This is a genomic window from Corynebacterium mustelae, from assembly GCF_001020985.1.
GTDB classification, from domain to species: domain Bacteria; phylum Actinomycetota; class Actinomycetes; order Mycobacteriales; family Mycobacteriaceae; genus Corynebacterium; species Corynebacterium mustelae.
In genome coordinates this window covers 1,094,490-1,111,258 of record NZ_CP011542.1, presented here as the reverse complement: position 1 = coordinate 1,111,258, position 16,769 = coordinate 1,094,490, and the positions used below count along the sequence as shown (strand labels likewise).

The 16,769-nt window shown below is 53.0% G+C and carries 12 protein-coding genes; 7 read left to right on the top strand and 5 right to left on the bottom strand.

What is annotated here, in order from left to right; all coding sequences use genetic code 11:
• Nucleotides 1-4 precede the first annotated feature (4 nt).
• Entirely contained in the window at nucleotides 5-2,317 is a 2,313-nt protein-coding gene (locus tag CMUST_RS05205) for a choice-of-anchor M domain-containing protein (RefSeq protein ID WP_158408197.1), read from the bottom strand.
• Nucleotides 2,318-2,672: 355 nt separating this feature from the next.
• Here CMUST_RS05205 and CMUST_RS05200 point away from each other — a divergent pair, with 355 nt between their 5' ends.
• Both CMUST_RS05200 and CMUST_RS05195 read left to right on the top strand, forming a co-directional pair.
• Entirely contained in the window at nucleotides 2,673-3,521 is an 849-nt protein-coding gene (locus CMUST_RS05200) for an SDR family NAD(P)-dependent oxidoreductase (RefSeq protein ID WP_047261626.1), read from the top strand.
• Nucleotides 3,522-3,712: 191 nt separating this feature from the next.
• Nucleotides 3,713-5,344, top strand: coding sequence for a peptide chain release factor 3 (locus tag CMUST_RS05195; RefSeq protein ID WP_047261625.1), 1,632 nt, complete (start codon nucleotides 3,713-3,715; stop codon nucleotides 5,342-5,344).
• A 126-nt stretch (nucleotides 5,345-5,470) separates the two neighbouring features.
• Here the strand turns inward: CMUST_RS05195 and CMUST_RS05190 are convergent, their stop codons facing one another.
• Together CMUST_RS05190 and CMUST_RS05185 are read right to left on the bottom strand one after the other, a co-directional pair.
• The gene (locus CMUST_RS05190; protein WP_047261624.1) at nucleotides 5,471-6,394 is read right to left on the bottom strand and encodes a choice-of-anchor M domain-containing protein; all 924 of its coding nucleotides are present in this window, start codon (nucleotides 6,392-6,394) and stop codon (nucleotides 5,471-5,473) included.
• A 312-nt stretch (nucleotides 6,395-6,706) separates the two neighbouring features.
• Nucleotides 6,707-7,234 carry a hypothetical protein gene (locus CMUST_RS05185; RefSeq protein ID WP_236690163.1) on the bottom strand — a complete coding sequence of 176 codons (528 nt, stop codon included), beginning with the start codon at nucleotides 7,232-7,234 and terminating at the stop codon, nucleotides 6,707-6,709.
• Nucleotides 7,235-7,476: 242 nt separating this feature from the next.
• Here CMUST_RS05185 and CMUST_RS05180 point away from each other — a divergent pair, with 242 nt between their 5' ends.
• From CMUST_RS05180 to CMUST_RS05170, 3 genes are all read left to right on the top strand, one after another.
• Nucleotides 7,477-10,119 carry a GNAT family N-acetyltransferase gene (locus CMUST_RS05180; RefSeq protein ID WP_047261623.1) on the top strand — a complete coding sequence of 881 codons (2,643 nt, stop codon included), beginning with the start codon at nucleotides 7,477-7,479 and terminating at the stop codon, nucleotides 10,117-10,119.
• Nucleotides 10,120-10,243: 124 nt separating this feature from the next.
• A complete protein-coding gene (locus tag CMUST_RS05175) occupies nucleotides 10,244-11,407 on the top strand; it encodes an acetoin utilization protein AcuC (RefSeq protein WP_047263395.1) in 1,164 nt (387 codons plus the stop codon).
• Between the two features lie 106 nt (nucleotides 11,408-11,513).
• A complete protein-coding gene (locus CMUST_RS05170) occupies nucleotides 11,514-11,741 on the top strand; it encodes a hypothetical protein (protein ID WP_047261622.1) in 228 nt (75 codons plus the stop codon).
• 50 nt (nucleotides 11,742-11,791) lie between these two features.
• Here CMUST_RS05170 and CMUST_RS05165 read toward each other — a convergent pair whose 3' ends face one another.
• On the bottom strand, nucleotides 11,792-12,568 hold the full coding sequence (locus tag CMUST_RS05165; protein ID WP_047261621.1) for an SDR family NAD(P)-dependent oxidoreductase: 777 nt from the start codon (nucleotides 12,566-12,568) through the stop codon (nucleotides 11,792-11,794).
• A gap of 19 nt (nucleotides 12,569-12,587) precedes the next feature.
• The gene (locus tag CMUST_RS05160; protein WP_047261620.1) at nucleotides 12,588-13,796 is read right to left on the bottom strand and encodes an acyl-CoA dehydrogenase family protein; all 1,209 of its coding nucleotides are present in this window, start codon (nucleotides 13,794-13,796) and stop codon (nucleotides 12,588-12,590) included.
• A 254-nt stretch (nucleotides 13,797-14,050) separates the two neighbouring features.
• Between CMUST_RS05160 and CMUST_RS05155 the strand changes: the two genes are divergently transcribed.
• Both CMUST_RS05155 and CMUST_RS05150 read left to right on the top strand, forming a co-directional pair.
• Nucleotides 14,051-14,659 carry a TetR/AcrR family transcriptional regulator gene (locus CMUST_RS05155; RefSeq protein ID WP_047261619.1) on the top strand — a complete coding sequence of 203 codons (609 nt, stop codon included), beginning with the start codon at nucleotides 14,051-14,053 and terminating at the stop codon, nucleotides 14,657-14,659.
• 235 nt (nucleotides 14,660-14,894) lie between these two features.
• A complete protein-coding gene (locus CMUST_RS05150) occupies nucleotides 14,895-16,637 on the top strand; it encodes an AMP-binding protein (protein ID WP_047261618.1) in 1,743 nt (580 codons plus the stop codon).
• Nucleotides 16,638-16,769: the final 132 nt, after the last annotated feature.

The window sequence follows — 16,769 nt, the reverse complement described above, 5'->3', positions numbered from 1 at the left end:
GTGTTTAAAACCGCAGCCGGGCTAAGGCTGATTGCAGCATGTTCCGTGCTGGACCACTGAGAACCGCGGCAGCGACTGCGGCAATCACACCGATAATCGCCGCCACAATTGCGGCAATATGTCCGCCTTTCAATTTCGCAGAGCCGTCATTTGCGGGCGGGGTCTGGGAGTTATCCAACTGCTGGCATTCAGTACCAGGCTGTGCACCAACCACGAAGGTCATGGTTTCTGGTGCGGAAGACACATCGGTGCCGTCCTTCATGGTCGCCTTGTAGAAGGTTTTGAACCGATAAACACCAGGTTTGGTAAACGCCCAACCGACATGCGCGTGTGTGGCGAGGTCCGTTTCGATTACGTGATCCTTTGCTGCCGAATTGGCAAGAACTTTAATATCCCCTGCCAATCCGTTTTCACTAAAGACACCGAATATGGCATCGTTAGGCATGGTGATTGGTTCCAGGTGTAGATCAACAGAACCGGAAAATTCCTCGTAATTTAACCGTTCAGTGTTGTACCCTGGCCACAAAATATCCTGCTTGGAATTTTGTGGCAGATGATAGAACTTCTCACCAACTGGAACAAGGAAATCAAGCTCAGGTTTCGCTAGTCCTTTTTCCCGCTTACTTAGCGCATTATCACGAACTACGTTGATTACATCGCTGACCTTTCGGCGGTATGTCTCAAAGCCCTCGGTGTTGGTTTGGTCCAACAAGGTCATCGTGAAAGCATCGCCGTCGCGTCGGGCTTCAAGGTCGGTGTGCCCGGAAGCTAGAAGCCACTGCTCACCGCATCGGTGTGATTGGTTTGACGGATCATTTGGGCTCGTATCAGCAGATTTAGGTGCGCGGGTTATCGTGCCTGATGGCAGCGTTAAACTTCCTGCTTCCGGAATCTGTTGCTCGGGTGCAATCGTTGCAGTGAGAGCGTTGTGCGTGGGGTGCGGAATAATCTTAAGTTTGGGGTAACGGCCTGCAATGCTCTCGCGTTCTACGAAGAATTCTGCACGTCCGTTAAGAATGGGTGCCTCCGCGGGATCTGTCGTCACTGTATCGGTGTATTTGTCAGCAAAGCCGCCTCGTAGCAGACCGGTGAAACTGGGATCATCAACAGTGACTGTTAGTTTCGCAAAATCGCTTGAGCCAGGCACATCGTCGATTTCTACCGAGACCGTCGCGTCTTTTTCCAGGCTTGCAGGTGAAGAGAACCTTACGTTTGCCGGGTTCTTGGTCGGTGCAACAAGCTGTCCTGGGTTCTGCTCGGAAGAAACTGTGTGGCTGCTTAGAAAGCTGCGTGAAATCACAGGTGAAATCCAACGCGCACCGGATTCAGTAGCCGGAATGAATACCGCCTGCAGCATGGACGTTTTAGCACCAAACAGGTCTGGCCATTCCGCGTATCCGTTGACAACGTCGATGTCGGCAAGATGGTAGCCGTCGTTAAGCAGTGTTAGGGTGCCGCTAACGCTGGTGTCTTTAGCCTGGAACTTGACCAATTCCAGGTTTTTGTCACCTTCCTTGGGTTGGGCGGGTTTATAGGGGGCGATGCTTAGCTCATATCCGGCTTCGGCAAGGTTTCCTTCTGGGGCGGCCGCGTAGCGTTCTTCCAAGCTTTGCGACGCTTCCTTGCGTGGCTCGGTACCTCCTACTTGGACGGTTTGCCGCTTTTCTCCGGATTCGACAGTGGTTCCGTCCTTGAGCTTGGCTATCGTCCGATAGGTGATAATATGCCGACCAGGTTTGGTGAATAAAATAGTGTTATGCGTATGATCTCCGCTAGTCAAGGGCCAGATGCGTGTGCTTTGGGCGGTCGACCCTAAGAATTTCCGTAACCCCGCTGGGTAATTGTCGTAGTGGGTGAAAAAATGAACTTCACCAGGGCCGTCTACGTCGACAAGCTCAAGCACCACGTTGTCATTTTGAAAATCGTTAAGCGGAAGGCTCCCGGCCCCAAACCCCCACCATAGCGGGTAAGGCCCAATAACATTGCTCGGTCCTGCATAAAAAACGTCGCCTGGGGCACCGACTTCGGTGAGGTGACCATCATCGGGAATGGTGAATTGGTATTGGTTTTTACCTCGTCGACTCCAGCCTTTGCCTAAATAAATCACCGAGGAATCGAACTCATGGAGAACGTCGTTACCAGCAGAGGTTTTTTGGTCAAAGGTTTTTGTTGCGGGATCCCAAAACGTTTTTGGCGAGTCAACATGGGTTCTGGTGATCACGGTTTTACCGTCGTCCGGGCCCGCGTGAGCCGCGCTAGGAAAAATCACCGCGCTGACTGTTAATGCGGCCATTATTTTTGTTATTGAGCGGGACATTCTTTTGCCTCCCAAAAGCAATTGAAAATCAATCCAATTAAGAACTCTCAATACCTTAAAGCTACTGATTTTCATTTGCAAAGAATCGGATTAATTATCATCTAAGCCCACAACCGCACTCGAATTTCCCCAGTATTTCCAGCACTTTCGACTTTAAACCCCTCCCCCAACAAGGGGTACCCTAGCGTCATACCGCCGACAACAATTCCAGAATCCTTTCATTAACTTAAACGCTACTTGATATTCACCTATCTCGATTTCAGGTTTCCATTGGCCAGTTGTGTCGCCGTTCTTTAGCGCAGACATGGGTACAAATCTCTGCATCTTTTCCGGTGGTGGCCGTACACTGATACCCATGCGAACAATTGTCATAACCGGAGCATCCGCTGGAATTGGTGCCGCCGCAGCGCGGCATATAGCTCACGCCCACCCCAAAGACCGGCTCATTCTGGTCGGCCGCAATAAACAGCGGACCGAAGCGATCGCTGCAGAATTATCAGCGATTGGGTTAACCGCCGATTTCGCTGATCTTGCGGACGTTATAGCTCTTGCCAGCGACATTCGAGGACTAACCGACAGAATCGACGTGTTGGCGAACAATGCAGGTGGGCTTTTCGACGGGCCGACACTCACCCGTGACGGATTTGAATTGACATTCCAAGTCAACCACCTTGCCCCCATGGTGCTCACCTGGCAACTGCTCGATACCCTGATTAAATCGGGTGCATCGGTGGTCTCCACCTCATCACGAGCCAACGTCATGGCAAAACTTGATCTGACCGACCTCAATGGCCTACGCAACTTCAATAGCGGTTTTAGTTACGCAAACGCCAAATTAGCCAACATATTATTCACCCAAGAATTACACCGTCGCTATAACTCACTAGGGCTTAATTCCGTGGCATTTCATCCTGGGGTCGTCGCTACGAATTTTTCTCTTGAGTCCCATACTATCTTCCGAAAATTCTATTCTTCCCCCATCATGTCCTCGATTGGCTCCTCGGCTGAACAAGGCGGCGAGAACCTCGCGTATTTCATTGACGGCACACCCGGAATCATGTGGAAATCCGGCGAATACTATTCCGATAACCGCAAGCCGGGCCGCGTTAGCCTCACAGCGAAAAAACCTGGTCTGGCGCAACGTCATTTCGAAGTATGTTCCAAAATGTTGGGCATCGAGTGGAAAGCCGACACCGAAACTTAAAACAATGGCTGGTTAAAGCTATCCTTATCCACACAATCAGCGTTGGTTTATTCGCTTTCCCTGCAACCCGCGGCGCCCTTAAGCGTCGAAAAGCTCACGTGCTTCCACCATCTAGGCATTCTTTTACGGACATAACCGATGATCTGGCAATGCACTATTGTGTAGAAAGCACTGATCTTTGAAAGGAACCCATGTCCACAACCGCCGAGGCCGCCCGTCGTCGCACTTTTGCTGTCATCGCCCACCCTGATGCTGGTAAATCCACTCTGACCGAAGCGCTCGCATTACACGCCCATGTCATTTCCGAAGCTGGCGCTGTCCACGGTAAAGCTGGACGAAAAGCCACCGTTTCCGACTGGATGGAAATGGAAAAAGACCGGGGAATCTCGATCGCTTCCTCCGCACTGCAATTCGAATATGCACCTGATGGGCATCAAGGCGAACCCTACATGATCAACCTTGTGGACACCCCAGGCCACGCTGATTTTTCTGAAGACACCTACCGAGTACTTACCGCCGTCGATGCAGCGGTTATGCTTATCGACGCGGCTAAAGGCCTAGAGCCCCAAACCTTAAAACTCTTTCGAGTATGTAAGGCACGCGGACTTCCCATCATCACCGTTATTAACAAGTGGGACCGCCCTGGGCGCAGCCCGCTAGAGCTTGTCGACGAAATTGTCACCGAAATCGGACTGCAACCCACCCCGCTTTTCTGGCCAGTTGGCGAAGCTGGCGACTTCCGGGGATTAGCCCGCATCAATGACGACGGCGAAGCGGAAGAATACATCCACTTCTTACGCACAGCAGGCGGCTCGACCATCGCACCAGAGGAACACTACAGTCCGGAAGAAGCACAATCGAAAGAATCAGATGTGTGGGACACTGCCGCGGAAGAAGTCGAGTTACTCGCCGCCGACGGGGCACTCCACGACCAAGAACTCTTCCTCGAATGCACCACATCGCCGTTAATTTTCGCCTCCGCGATGCTTAACTTCGGTGTCCACCAAATCCTCGATACGTTGTGCGCACTCGCCCCAGCTCCAGCTGGCCGCGACTCAGACCCGACTGCCGTGGCGCAGGCGACCAGCGCTATCGATTCCCACCGCGACATCAACGCTGACTTTTCCGGCGTGGTATTCAAAGTTCAAGCAGGCATGGACAAAAACCACCGCGATTCCTTGGCATTTATGCGCATTGTATCCGGAGAATTCGACCGAGGAATGCAGGTGACTCACGCCCAATCTGGCCGCAGTTTCTCCACGAAATACGCACTGACCGTGTTCGGCCGCACCCGGTCGACCGTCGAAACCGCCTTCCCTGGCGATATTGTGGGGTTGGTCAATGCCGGTTCACTCGCACCAGGCGACACCATCTATGCCGGACGAAAAGTTCAGTTCCCACCCATGCCGCAATTCGCTCCGGAACATTTCCGCACATTGCGGGCAAAAAGCCTGGGCAAGTACAAGCAATTCCGCAAGGCCTTGGATCAACTTGCCGCTGAGGGCGTGGTACAAATCCTGCGCAACGATGCACGTGGCGATGCCGCACCTGTCATGGCCGCTGTGGGTCCCATGCAGTTTGAAGTCATGATGGCCCGCATGGAAAACGAATATAACGTCGAAACTGTAGCCGATCCCATCCCCTATTCAGTGGCTCGCCGCACTACCGCAGCAACCGCACCGGAATTGGGTAAACAGCGCGGCGTAGAAATCTTCACCCGCGCCGATGGTGAATTGGTCGCACTGTTTGGCGACAAGTGGAAATTGGCGTTCATTGAGAAAGAACACCCTGAATTTGAACTATTCCCCATGGTGGCGGACTGATCACCGGGACGCTGTTATGCTTGACAGCCAGCGGCCTGGCCGTCAAGCTTCATGAGGTATCTGGGGCAGCGGCTGCACTTATACAGATTCTAAGCAGTTACGCACTCTGTGAAAACAGGCGGGAAACTAGGCAAAAACCTTGCGGATAAACTCCCACACCGTGGTTAAAGCGCCGCCGAGGACGCCAAAGATTTTGGCCAATGCCTGGGACGAAGATTTATCCTTCGCCTTCGGCGTATCCGGTTGGCTGGGATTGATTGTGTCCGTGTTGAAATTCGGCTGGGTGGTCTCCGTTGGCACCGGATTATTAGCCTCCGATTCCGGAAGTGCTACCTGCTTGCACCTATTAAAGTACTCGTCGCCAACGACGATCGTAAGCCGCTTCTTCGGGCTTTGAATCTTGCCACCCGTCGGGGTTCCAGCACTGTAGTACGCGTCAAATGTATAGACACCGGGCTTCGAGAACCCCCAGGCAAAGGAATTCTGGTCTGGCTTTTTCGTGTCGAAACTGTAGTCGCTTCGCAACGAGTCAACGAGTACTTCCCGCTCCACCCGAGACGAGATATACAAGTAGATGCCGAAAGACGTATCGGTTGGCATGGAAACTGGATCAAGATGGGTCGTGACCTTGTTATTGTGCTGGGCAAAATCCAAGGCGGTGGTATCAAATTCAACGTGAACCCGACCACCCGTCCCGTCACTCATTTTGTAGAACCGTCCCCCCACGGGTCCCAGAAAATCCAGATTCGAGTCACCTAATTCCATTTCAGTGCGCTCAAGGTAACTGTTGTCTTTAATACCGATAACCACATCTTCTACTTCCCGCATTTGGGTTTCAGGGTGGTAATGCGAAGTTTCGTCTTGCAGTTTCAGGGTAAAGCTATCGTCGATACGCTCCACTCGCAACGCAGTGGTGCCTTCGTGCAGAAGCATCTTATTAGCGCACACCCTCTCTGGTTGCCCGGCAGTGGGATCTGCCTGGCTTACTGGTGGGAATGCCATCCCGGTTGCTGTGATGACCGCAACCGGCACGATCAGTGGCTTTCGCATGTGTTAAGCGCCTTTCCTCCCCGTCCCATTCGGCATATGTCGTGGCCCCGTTTACCGACCGCAGCGTTCGCTCCGGCTTGCGTCACGACGAGCCAGCCATGCAGCAAGGCCGCTTTCCGATTGGAATAGATGATTATCAAACTTGGGTTGTGCAAGCTAAAAGTGTAACCAAGCAATTTTATAAATGGTGGTTAGTTACAGCGATTTGCCGGAAACTATGTCACAATCGTGCAGCTTTCCCACCCGGATAGGGTCAACAGCAAAATGGTGGCTCCTTTTACACAAAGGAACCACCATTTCGTCGTGACGTCTTTAGTTCAGGAAGTACTCCACCAAATAAACATGCCCACTTTTAGCAGCCGTTGCAACACCAAAGTGCTTACCGCCTGGCAAATCATTCGGGGTTCGGCTGAGCCATGCAATGTGAGCTTCTGCCTCAGCTGGGGTCATCTTGTAAACGTTTCCGCTTCCTTTATCCAGGTGAGTAACTCCGTCACCAGCGTTTCCGTAGAAAACCACCTGACCGCTAACCGCCTGCTGAGCCCATTCCTGAGCAATCGCCTGCGCATGAAGATCTAGTTTATGCCCAGACTGGGTGAGGTGTTTCTCGGTGGCAGACTTCAATCGTGCCCGCAAGTCGGAGGTTAACACTGGAGTATCGTCAGGGCGAAGTTGCTCTGGCACCACAATGTGATGTTGATCCGCGAAAGCCAAAACATCATTAGGAAGTACAAACTGAACAGTGCTGCTTCCAGGCAGCGGTTGCGCGGCGGCAAGTGGAGCGCCACTAAATGCTACGGCTACAGCCAATGTGGCTGCGGTGAATAAACGGCGAATCATGCCCCTTACTTTGTCATAAAACTGACAGCACTAGGAACTTGAAAATCAAAAGTATGCCGCTTTGTTATAAAATAGCCCCCAAACAGCGGAAAACGCAGATTTACAGCAAGTTTTTTACCCCCGTCGATACACCTGCCACCCGTTGAATAAATTTAGAAAATTCCTAAGTTATTTCAACACCGAAATACTTTTAGAGAATGTAGTATAGATCACAAAATCTAGCAGTAGGATGTGATCTACCTATGCCCACCGCCCCCAAGCACTGGGAAGCCGACGTCATCCTCAATGACGGTGGCATCGCGACTTTACGCCCCATCCGCCCTAATGACCGGGAGGAAATAATCAAGTTTTACGCCCGGGTCTCACCAAAATCAAAATACCTGCGGTTTTTCTCCACTCACCCCACACTGTCTGATGATGATCTTAAGCAATGGCTAGACATCGATTTTCACAACTCAGTCACTTTGGTACTAATAGAACGCGAAAAAATCGTCGCCACCGCCCGCTACGAAGTCGTCGAGCAATTCTTGCCTGCCCGAGTGGCAGATGTTTCGTTTCTAGTCCAAGACGATCATCATGGTAGAGGGGCTGGCAATATCCTGTTGGAGCACCTGGCCCAGATTGGCCGGGAATGCGAAATCGAGCGGTTCTTTGCGGAGATCCTGACCGAGAACCGCTCGATGGTTCAAGTGTTCATCCGAGCTGGCTATGAGGTTAAACCCGAGTTGGAAGACGGCTTTATCGTCGTCGATTTCCCCATCGAGGCCTCTGCTACCTCGAAGGAAGTAATGGAGCGCCGGGAGCTACGCGCGGAAGCCAGCTCCATTAGGCGACTATTAAACCCCACATCCGTGGCAATTGTGGGCGACGTCGACGATCTTCAGCGCATCGTCCCACAGATCGTTTCCGCAAGGTTCTCGGGGCAAATCCACATCGCCACCCACGATCACGATTCGATGACAGCAGCTGAACACCTACGCACCATCGTCGGCGACATTGACTTGGTAGTTATGAGCCACGACGCAAGCCATGTCGACGACATTTTGGCAGCCGCCGCCGAAAAAAACGCCGTTGGTGTCGTATTCTTAGCCCAAGGACACAACCCCAAAGTCTCCCGGGAAGACACAGTTAACTTCATCCAGCAGGCCAGATCCTACGGCCTGCGCGCTTTAGGACCAGCCGCCTTGGGGCTTATCAATACTGATCCCAATGTGCGACTTAATGCTTCTCCTGCCCCGATGCCCAAACGCGGCTCGATTGGATTGTTCACTCAATCCGCTGGGGTGGCAACGCTTACGCTATCGCACGCTCTTAGTCGCGGCAGCGGTCTTAGTTCATTTATCTCGGCTGGTTCCTTCGCCGATGTGACCGGCAACGACGTGATCCAGTTTTGGGCGGATGACGAACGCACCAAGATTTGTTTGCTCTCCCTTGATGTTGTTGGAAACCCACGAAAGTTTTTTCGGGTATTGCGCCGGTTAGCCTTAGAAAAATACGTGGTGGTGTTTATTCCATCGCGGGCGTTGAAATCTGCTCGCCATTACGAGCTAGAAGGATTAACCACCGCCTCACCTGATGCATTGGATAAAGTAATCCGAGAAACTGGTGCCATGGTTGTCACCCGGCGCGATGGAATGTATGACATCGCCCAGTTCTTAGCTAGGCAGCCAGTGCCCAAGGGGCGATGTATTACTTTGATTTCTAATTCGGCGGGTCTTAGCGAACAAATGCGACAGTCCGCAGAGCGGTTCGGGTTCTCCCCCACCTCGATAACCGTCACTGGTGACCCGTTGGGCATTATCGACCAAACCGAGGCGGCTCTTGATGATCCCCGGACAGATCTGGTGTTCACCGGCATTGTGGAAATCAACGAACCGGTTTTAGAACGTGCCTGGCAAGGCCTAAGCACGTTGGCTGCCGCCGGCACTGGCACACCGTTGATGGCGACATTCGTCGGTTTTCGGGAGTTTACGCCTTCGGTGGCTGATGAGGAAGAAACCTTCGGGCAATTGCCGGTGTATACCACCTACGCTGATGCGCTAGAAGCTGTATCCGCGATTGTCGATAACGAACGGTTGCGTGCTGCGGCTCGGCCTCATCCTGATGATGAATTAGGAACCGGTGATAGTGCGCAGGTGAAAGAGATCGTGGCTGGCATTGTTGCTGATTCGCCTGATGGTCGGTGGGCAACTGATGCAGAGACATCACAGATTCTTTCTGCTTATGGAATCAATATCGTGCCGTGGCAGCCAGTGAATTCGGTGGATGCTGCAATCAAAGCTGCAGAGGAATATGGCTGGAATGTGGTGTTGAAGTCAGTGCATCCGGTGGTTCGGGGGCGGCCGGAATTAAACGCCGTTATTCGCCATATCGCCGATGCGGATATGATGCGTCAAGCGTGGGCGTCGCTTACAGACTTGGCGCATAACCTTGGAGTCGCCGATGCCACGGATGATTCTCCCGCCGCATTGCTGCCGGTCGTTCAACCCACGGTGAAACCAGGCGCATCGCTGACCATATCTGCAATTGAAGACCCAGTATTGGGCCCAATGATCTCGGCTGGAATCGCCGGTATTTCCACTGACTTGTTGGGGGACTTGTCGTGGCGGGTGCCGCCAGTTCGCCGAATCGACGCCCGTAGCATGCTGGACGGGTTGTCTGCTGCACCACTGTTGCATGGCTATCGAGGGACGAAACCAAGCCGATTAGACACCTTGGAACAGGTCATTATGAAGGTTTCCCAGCTCAAAGACGATATTGCTTCGATCGTGGAGGTGGAATTAAATCCAGTGATTGCAGGTATCGATGATACTGCGATAGTAGGTGCCAGGCTTCGGGTGGCACCGCTTGCTGCTGAACGCGATCCGCTTACGCGTTCCTTGTAGCCGGGTTGTTTTTCGGTTAATTATCTCTACCAACTTTTTAAGCCCTGGGTTTTTAAGCACAAACCTGACGGCGTTCACACTACCAAAACCACAGAATCTGCCAAAAGGTGTGAGGAGGATGACCATGACGTCACCGAAACCGCTTTTAGTTCATACCGCTGAGTTATTGGAATATTCCTTTGGTGACGACCACCCGATGGGTCCGGATCGGGTGCGGCTTGCCATGGAGCTTTCGGAGCACTTCGGGGTGTTAGATCTATTCGATATTGTCGAACCACCCGGTGATTGCGACGAATACGTCCGGTTAGTGCATTCTGACGACTACATTGCGGCGCTACAGTCAGGCGAGCCGCACCCCGAGGCGGGTATCGGTGACCACGAGCACCCGGTGGTGCCGGAGTTGCCGAAAGTGGCGGCTCGGGTGGTCGGCGCCACTGTTGCCGCCACCCAGGCGGTGTGGTTGGGAAGCCATAGCCGTGCCGTGAATCTCTCGGGTGGATTACACCATGCTAGTGCGCATGCCCAGCGTGGTTTTTGCATGTATAACGATGCGGGTGCCGCGATCCAGTGGTTGTTGGATAATGGTGCCTCTCGGGTAGCTTATATCGATTTGGATGCCCACCACGGCGACGGCGTTGAGGAAATGTTTTGGAATGATCCACGTGTATTGACGTTTTCCGTGCATGAGTCCGGGTTGTATCTGTTTCCGCACACAGGTTTTGCCCACGATATCGGTGGTAGTGAAGCGGCTGGCACTGCGATTAATATCGCACTGCCCCGCCATGTCACGGATATTGAGTGGCTGCAGGCGGTGCATGGGATCATTCCACCGCTGTTGCAGCGGTTTCGTCCGGAAATCATCATTTCACAGCATGGGGCTGATCCACATGTTAACGACCCACTTGCTGATCTGGATTTGTCCATCAACGCCATGACGCTGGCGTATCGCAGTGTTGCCCGGTGGGCGGAGAAATTCGCATGCGGCAAGTGGGTGGCAATTGGTGGTGGGGGTTACTATCGGGATTCGGTGGCGCGTGCGTGGACCCAGGTCTTGGCTACTGTCGCGGGTGCCGAGCTTGACTTACACGCAAAACTGCCGCCAAACTGGCAGGACCGTGCCCGCTGCGCTTCCGATATGACCTTAGGTGATGTGGCTGCGGAAGCAGGGTTGGCGGATTTTCGCCCCGAACGCATCATGACGAATACGGCCTGCGCGCCGATGGTAGCCACGTCGAAGTCGATTTTCCCGTATTGGGGGTTGGAGCCCTACCGGGGTCACGCGACCTAACCGAAAGTTTTTACTTATCGACGCCACAGGAAGCGGCGGCGTGGCGTATAACTTTCGCTAGACTGGCGGCACTGGGGTGTTACCACTGTAATTAGGAGACATAAGTATGGCTGAGAATCACTCATCGTCGTGGACGATTAATGTTTCGTGGAAGAGCCTATTATTCCGGTGGGCAACGTTGGTTATTGGCATGGTTGCTTATATGTATGTCCTGAAACTGGTTGGTGTCAATGACACGTTCGATTGGGAACAGTTTGGGAATTTAGTTGCGTTAGGCACACTCATTCTCTTTGTCATGGGTGTCTACAGCAGGTCGCGCGACGACAAGCCTTAATACAAAATACCGGCCATCCGTGTTTCACAGATGGCCGGTATTTTGTATTTTCACCTCGGCGGCATGCGCAGCGCGCCATCAATGCGGATGGTTTCGCCGTTGAGGTAGCCGTTGTCAACGATGGCGGCAACCAGAGCCGCGTATTCCTCCGGCTTGGCCATGCGCTTCGGGAATTGCACCAAGTTTTCCAGTTCGGTGCGGTATTCGTCGGAAATGGACGCCATCATGGGGGTTTCCACAATGCCCGGCGCGATGGCGACTACCCGCACCCCTACCCCGGCAAGATCCCGGGCAGCACAGATGGCGAGGGAATGCACCCCGCCTTTCGACGCCGCATAGGCGGCCTGGCCGATCTGCCCCTCAAATGCCGCGACGGATGCGGTATTAATGATCACGCCGCGTTGCCCATCGGCGTCGACAGGTTCTTGGCTGGACATTACCCCGGCGGCCGCGTTTAACACGTTGAAGGTGCCGATCAAGTTGACATTTATAGTGGTGGCGAACAATTTCGGATCGTGGGAGCCGTTGCGGCCGACGATTCGCATGGATGGGCAGATTCCGGCGCAGTTGACTGCCACCCGAAGTGGTGCGAGTGCGGCGGCTTGTTCCACACCCGCCTTGACCTGTTCGAAATCGGTGACGTCGATAGGCAGGTAGGTAATCGACTCCTTGGCGGTGCCGGTTTCGCGCGCTTTGGCGATGCTAGACTCTAAGTCGAAGGCTAGAACGGTGACCCCGGCGTCGGCAAGCATACGAGCAGTGGCAGCGCCCAAACCCGATGCACCACCGGTGACCACTGCGGAGAAATTTCCATCAGTAACTTTCATGTCAAAGACCTTTTCTTTTTTAAACGAATGCCGACTGACCGGTGATCGCCCGGCCGACGATGAGGGAATTAATTTCGTAGGTGCCTTCGTAGGTGAAGAGAATCTCCACGTCATTGAGCATTTTGGACAGATCGTTTTGGGTTAAAATGCCGTCACCGCCACCAATAGCACGACCCGCTGCGGCTGATTCGCGGGCCAATCTGGTCGTGGTGGCTTTCGCCAAAGCCGCATAGGGCATTTCCAACCTGCCTTCGGACTGCACCCATGCCAGCTGCGCCATCATGCTTAAAGATGCGGTGGCGTTGCCGAGGATCTTCGAAAGGGCCTCTTGGATCAATTGGAATTTCGCGATTGGTTTTCCAAACTGTTCACGTTTTAGGGCGAACTCGCGGGCTTTATCGAAAATCCCTAATTGAATGCCAGCACCTTGCCACCCCACCCAGGCGCGGGAGTTTTTCAGGTAAGTGTTCGTTGCTTTGAAAGACTCCGCTCCAGGCAGCAGATTGTCGTGCGGAATGACGACATCATTGAACCCAAGGTCGGCATTTTGCATAATGCGGAGCCCCATTTTCCGGGCGATTTTCTCTTTGGTTACCCCAGGTCGGTCCAGTTCAACGATGAAACCTTTCACTTCGCCATCGGCAACGTCACGAGCGAAAACGATGGCAAAGTCAGCGAAAGTTCCGCCACCAATCCACCGTTTCTTACCGTTGATTACCCAACCTTCGTCTGTGCGGGTCGCAGTGGTGGCCAATCCACCGGCAATATCAGAACCGTGGTCTGGTTCCGTGAGCGCGAAGCAGCCAATCTTCTTGAACTTTCTTAAACCCGCAATCCACCTGTCGCGGTGTTCATCCGAACCTAGGTTGTGGACCAGTTCCAGAACCAGTTCATTGTGGATTCCCACCAGCGCCGAAAGCGACACATCTGCCCGGGTTACTTCGGCGTAAACGAGGCCTTTGAAAAGGCGGGAATAGCCGGAAAATTCCAATTCCCCTAAACCAAGGTCGGCGAGTTTTTCCAAAAGGTGGAACGGAAATTCTTCCCGGTCCCAGTATTCGCCTGCAACGGGCCGGATTTCGGTTTGTAAGAAGGTATGGATTTCCTGCAGCTTTTCCTGTTCTTCTGGAGTAAGCCGGTCGGCTACACCGAAAAAATCTGCGTGGGGGAACGGAATGCTATCGAGGTACTCGCAGCCGGGAAGACTGGTGGAAAGTATCGGTGCCATGAGCTTAAAAAATCCTTACTCTGTGGTAGATGGGGTGGTTTATGGAAATAAAGAAATCACGCCATACGTGTGGGGAGTTCTCCGAAAGCTCTAGTGTCATAGCGGTCGGTGAGGGCCGCAGGTCCATGCTCTCTGAAGAAAATAATCAACCCCATCGGCAGTACGATTATGGGTGCAAGTGTACCGATAACTATGGTACACGTCACTACTTTTTGTAATTTTCTTTCACATTTACCCCATGCGACAATGAAGCAATGACCGCAAAAACCCAGCTTGAAACTTCAAATACAGACAATTCACCCGCCACCCTCACCCCCAGACAACGGGCACTATTTAGCGATATTCTTCAATCATTCCTTTCCGACGGCTTTGAAACCTTCACCATTGATGGTGCCACGAAAAAATTTCACTGCTCCAAATCGACCATTTACTCATTGGGACGTAGCCGAGATGAAGTGATTCGACGGATTCTTATTAGCTTCTTCCGGGAAGTAACTCGCCGCACAGATCTAGCGCTGCGCAACTACAAGTCACCCAAATCCGCACTTGAAAACTACTTTCACGCGATTGGCAATGCGCTGGAACCAGCGAGTGCAGCCTTCATGCGGGATTTAGCTAAAGAGGCGGTGGCCAGGGAAATCTACGACACAAACACCAAAGCCGCAACAAGAAAGATTGCCGATCTCATCGAGAAAGGAATCGCCACCGGGGATTTTAATACAGAAAATCCCGATTTCATTGCGGCCCTTATTGCCACCGGTCTCGAACAAATCCAGCAGGGGGTATTTTCGGAATTAATCGACGCCCACCAGGCTTATCGGCAGTTCGGCACCCTGTTACTTCATGGACTAACGGGCAACTAATACACCTTAAAAACTCCGGACGATATGGCCACATCATGCCCTTAGCCCGCCATATCACCAGCGGTTAAGAAAAAAGTGTAAAAAATCCGACAAAAACCCTCCCATTTATTTCGAAGTTTAACTATAGTCAAGTGAGACGCACGCCACATTATTGGCTATGGCTGACATAGCACACACAATTTTTAGCTCTAGCCTCGGGCCAATAATTGACCACACAAGGAGGGTCTTAGTCCACATGACTGACGCAACCACAACCAACACCGAACAATTCAAAGCCGCTCGCGACTTCCTCGTTAAAAACCGAGAAGATTACGATGCCGCCCGCGCAGGATTCGAGTGGCCCCGATTTGAAAAATTTAACTTCGCACTGGATTGGTTCGACTACCTCGGCACCGATGAAGCATATCGGGATCGCGAAGCTCTGGTCATTTGTGAAATCGACGGTAGTCAAACCCGCCGGACCTTTGCCGAACTGTCACGCCGCTCGTCACAGCTTGCCAATTGGCTCACCGAAGTAGGCGTAGAACGCGGCGATCGGGTAATGCTCATGCTCAATAACCAAGTGGAGCTGTGGGAATCCATGTTGGCGTGCATCAAAGCAGGTTTTGTCCTCAACCCAGCCACCGCCATGCTTGGTGAAGCAGACCTCCAGGACCGTACCGAACGTGCAGATATTTCTTGGGTCATTGCTAACGGCGACGACGCCGCCAAATTCGAGGCCGTCACCGGTGATTTTACTGTGATCCAGGTCGGTGACGATCCAAATGCCCAAGATGCCCACCCAACCTTGCGGTACTCCGATTCCTACAACGCGAGTGAAACCTACATCCCGACCCAGGAAACGGATGCTAACGAAACCCTGTTGCTGTATTTCACCTCCGGCACTACGTCCAAGGCAAAACTGGTGGAGCACACCCACACGTCCTATCCAGTAGGTCATCTCACAACCATGTATTGGATCGGGTTGGCTCCAGGCGATGTGCATTTGAATGTGGCCGCACCAGGCTGGGCCAAGCATGCATGGTCAAACTTCTTTGCCCCGTGGATCGCAGGTGCAACCGTGTTCCTCTACAACTATGCGCGTTTCGACGCCGCTGCGCTGATGGCGACCATGGATGCTGAAGGCGTTACCTCGTTCTGCGCCCCACCAACGGTGTGGCGCATGCTTGCACAGGCCGACCTTTCCCGGCTACAGAAACCGCCTACAAAGCTGGTGGCGGCTGGTGAACCCCTCAATCCGGAAATGATCGCCCAGGTTGAAAAGGCGTGGGGAACCACCATCAGGGATGGTTTCGGCCAAACTGAATCCTCGGTCCAGATTGCCAACACTCCAGGCCAGCCCGTCAAACCAGGTTCGATGGGCCGTCCACTTCCAGGCATGGATGTTGTCTTGGTTGATCCGGTCACCGGTGAAGTATCCAACCACGGCGAGATCTGTATGCGCATTGATCCACGCCCAGTCGGTCTCACTCCCGGTTATTTCGGTGATCCAGAGAAAAACGCTGATACATTCCGGGATGGTTTCTACCACTCCGGCGATATCGCGGAGCAGGACGAAGACGGGTACATCACGTACATCGGCCGCGGCGACGATGTATTCAAAGCTTCCGATTACCGACTGTCCCCCTTTGAGTTGGAATCCGCAGTCATTGAGCACGAAGCCGTGGCCGAGGTCGCCGTGGTGCCGTCGCCCGACCCAATTCGTCTCGCCGTCCCTAAGGCATATGTGGTGCTGGCAGCCGGTTTTGAACCGACTGCTGAAACCGCTGAGTCGATTCTCAAGCACTGCCGCGAAGCACTCGCACCGTATAAGCGCATTCGCCGTTTGGAGTTCCATGACCTGCCTAAGACTGTGTCCGGAAAGATCCGCCGCGTTGATCTGCGCAAGCGGGAAATCGAAATCCACGCTAATGACCCAGATGCCGCAAAGGTCGGCGCGGAATTCTGTGACGCCGACTTCCCATCGCTGAAGGGTTAAGCCAGTCAGTCCCCCTCACCTCTTTCTCCACCATAACGCTAGTGGCGCGAGAAGAGGTGATTTTTCACTATCACCGACTGTTATCGGTTTAGTGCATTCAATTTCATGGTTTAGAATTTTTTACACCACTTT

Bases quoted from the DNA above. Each gene is read 5' to 3' on its own strand.
- CMUST_RS05205 (WP_158408197.1), bottom strand. From the start codon at position 2,317: ATGTCCCGCTCAATAACAAAAATAATGGCCGCATTAACAGTCAGCGCG.
- CMUST_RS05200 (WP_047261626.1), top strand. From the start codon at position 2,673: ATGCGAACAATTGTCATAACCGGAGCATCCGCTGGAATTGGTGCCGCC.
- CMUST_RS05195 (WP_047261625.1), top strand. From the start codon at position 3,713: ATGTCCACAACCGCCGAGGCCGCCCGTCGTCGCACTTTTGCTGTCATC.
- CMUST_RS05190 (WP_047261624.1), bottom strand. From the start codon at position 6,394: ATGCGAAAGCCACTGATCGTGCCGGTTGCGGTCATCACAGCAACCGGG.
- CMUST_RS05185 (WP_236690163.1), bottom strand. From the start codon at position 7,234: ATGATTCGCCGTTTATTCACCGCAGCCACATTGGCTGTAGCCGTAGCA.
- CMUST_RS05180 (WP_047261623.1), top strand. From the start codon at position 7,477: ATGCCCACCGCCCCCAAGCACTGGGAAGCCGACGTCATCCTCAATGAC.
- CMUST_RS05175 (WP_047263395.1), top strand. From the start codon at position 10,244: ATGACGTCACCGAAACCGCTTTTAGTTCATACCGCTGAGTTATTGGAA.
- CMUST_RS05170 (WP_047261622.1), top strand. From the start codon at position 11,514: ATGGCTGAGAATCACTCATCGTCGTGGACGATTAATGTTTCGTGGAAG.
- CMUST_RS05165 (WP_047261621.1), bottom strand. From the start codon at position 12,568: ATGAAAGTTACTGATGGAAATTTCTCCGCAGTGGTCACCGGTGGTGCA.
- CMUST_RS05160 (WP_047261620.1), bottom strand. From the start codon at position 13,796: ATGGCACCGATACTTTCCACCAGTCTTCCCGGCTGCGAGTACCTCGAT.
- CMUST_RS05155 (WP_047261619.1), top strand. From the start codon at position 14,051: ATGACCGCAAAAACCCAGCTTGAAACTTCAAATACAGACAATTCACCC.
- CMUST_RS05150 (WP_047261618.1), top strand. From the start codon at position 14,895: ATGACTGACGCAACCACAACCAACACCGAACAATTCAAAGCCGCTCGC.